The sequence below is a fragment of the Mycobacterium sp. TH-M15 genome (genome assembly GCF_057473705.1).
This window is the reverse complement of record NZ_JBYCLB010000324.1, coordinates 1-2,307: the sequence shown is the minus strand read 5'-3', so window position 1 is coordinate 2,307 and position 2,307 is coordinate 1. Positions and strand designations below refer to the sequence as shown.

Annotated in this window: 3 protein-coding genes; 1 reads left to right on the top strand and 2 read right to left on the bottom strand. The window is 70.2% G+C overall.

Going from position 1 to position 2,307, the window contains the following annotated elements; genetic code table 11:
• Both AC2VNT_RS07820 and AC2VNT_RS07815 read right to left on the bottom strand, forming a co-directional pair.
• The coding region (locus AC2VNT_RS07820) for an FAD-binding protein (protein ID WP_486946311.1) at positions 1-257 on the bottom strand (257 nt) is incomplete at its 3' end.
• 78 nt (positions 258-335) lie between these two features.
• A complete protein-coding gene (locus AC2VNT_RS07815; RefSeq protein ID WP_486946310.1) occupies positions 336-788 on the bottom strand; it encodes a universal stress protein in 453 nt (150 codons plus the stop codon).
• A 175-nt stretch (positions 789-963) separates the two neighbouring features.
• Between AC2VNT_RS07815 and AC2VNT_RS07810 the strand changes: the two genes are divergently transcribed.
• Positions 964-2,088: a glycoside hydrolase 5 family protein gene (locus AC2VNT_RS07810; RefSeq protein ID WP_486946309.1), complete on the top strand. Its 1,125-nt coding sequence runs from the start codon at positions 964-966 to the stop codon at positions 2,086-2,088.
• Positions 2,089-2,307: the final 219 nt, after the last annotated feature.

Sequence of the window (2,307 nt, the reverse complement as noted above, 5' to 3'; positions counted from 1 at the left end):
CACGGCCGCGCCGCCCCGGACAAGCCGGTTCCCGAACCCCGGGCGGTCACCGGGATACCGGCCCCGGTGGCCGCGGCCAGCAGCGCGGCGACCTGCTCGGCGGTCTGCGGCCGGGCCAGGTAGCCGGGGGTCACGGCAGCGCCGACCAGCGCCTCGTCGTGGCAGTAGTCCGGGCCGATCCGCTCGCCGGTCAGCAGGTGCGCTTCCCCGACGATGCCGGCGAAGTCTTCTGCGACGGCGGTGGTGTCTGCGGGCACGGCCTCACCTCGGTTCTCTCGCCCATGCGAGCATCGGATACTACGCTTCGATTCTGGTCGCCCCGATCGGCGACCGGATCACCCGGTGGTGTGCACGATCAGGATGTCGACCCCGGCCCGGGTGGCGACCCGCCCGGGAACCGAAAACACCCGCCCGACCAAGGCGGACCGTGCGTTCAGCCCGACGTTTCCGACCACCAGCAGATCGGCTCCCGCCTGCTCGGCGACGTCGACCAGCGCGTCCACCGGGGCATCCTGGATCGGCCGCTCCTCGACGCTCGTCGCCCCGGCGCTCCTGGCCCGCTCCGCGGCTTCGTGCAGCTGCGCATAGATCGGCGCACCGCCGCTCACCTTGTATGCCTCGTCACCGAGTGCGTCGGCCGCGCGCAGGTCGGTCTCCGGGGTGTGGTAGCCGGTCACGATGACCAGCTTGGCCTGTGCCGCCACGGCGATCGCGGCAGCGCGGTCCACCGCGCGCAGCGACGACTCCGATCCGTCCGTACCGACCACCACGGTCCGATATGCCTTCACCCGGCATCCTCCGCCCACATGCGACGTGCCCTTAACGCTAACCCGGCAACCGGGTGATCGCGTGGGGATTCCCGGAAAAGCCACCGCGGAACCCACGCAGGTCTCGGCGTTATCCGTAGCCGCGAAACGCGGTCCGTGGCGCGGGCCGCAACTTCCGGGGCGTTATGGTCACTGGGTGAGGCGACGAACCGCGGTGAAGCTGCCGCTGCTGCTGACGGCGGCGGCCGCGCTCACCCCGGTTCCGCGTGCCACCGCGGACCCGGGCCGGTGGTCGGTCGATCAGGCCGGCCGGTGGTATCAGGCGCAGGGCTGGCCGGTCGGCGCCAACTACATCACCTCGAACGCCATCAACCCGCTGGAGATGTTCCAGCCGGGCACCTACGACCCCCGGCGCATCGACACCGAACTCGGCTGGGCGCGATCGGCCGGGCTCAACACCGTGCGGGTCTTCCTGCACGATCTGCTCTGGGCTCAGGACCCGCAGGGCTTCCAGGCCCGCCTCGGTCAGTTCGTCGGGATCACCGCCCGTCATCGGATCAAGCCGCTGTTCGTCTTGTTCGACTCCTGCTGGAACCCGTTGCCCAAGCCCGGAGCGCAGCCCGCGCCCCGGCCCGGCATCCACAACTCCGGGTGGGTGCAGAGCCCGGGTGCCGAGCGCATCGACGATCCCGGCTACCGACGCACCCTGCGCGGCTACGTCACCTCGGTGCTCACCCAGTTCCGCTCCGACGACCGGGTGCTGGGCTGGGATCTGTGGAACGAGCCGGACAATCCGGCTCGTGAATACGCCGGCATCGAACGGCCGGACAAGGTCGAGCAGGTCGGCGAGCTGCTGCCGCAGGTGTTCCAGTGGGCGCGCTCCGTCGGCGTGCGACAGCCGCTGACCAGCGCGGTGTGGGAGGGCACCTGGCCGAACCCGGGCCGCGACAGCGGCATCGTCAGCACCCAGCTGGACAACTCCGACGTGATCACCTTCCACTCCTACGATCCGCCGTCCGGGTTCGCCGAGCGGATCAGCGAGCTCGCCCCGCTCGGTCGGCCGATGATCTGCACCGAGTACATGGCGCGCAGCCGGGGCAGCACCATCGAGGGAATCCTGCCGGTGGCCAAGCGGCACAATGTCGGCGCCATCAACTGGGGTTTCGTCGCCGGCAAAACCCAGACCTACCTACCGTGGGACTCCTGGGAACAGCCGTACACCGCGGTGCCGAAAGTCTGGTTCCACGATCTGATTCGGCCGAACGGACGACCGTTTCAGGACACGGAGATTCTCACCGTGAGCAATCTGACCAGCCGATGACCAGCGCAGCGGTAGCGAACATCGTCGGCGTGGTCAAAGCGCTCCGCTCGGATCAGTCGGCGTCGGCGGCGTCGGAATCATCCGCCGCTTCTTCGTGACTCGCCGCTCCTACGGCTCCGGCGGCCCGCCGGCGTAGCGCGCGTGCCACCGCCACCAGCGCCAAGATCCCGGCGGCGCCACCCAGACCCAGGGCGGTCCGGGTGCGCCACGGCGGTGCGA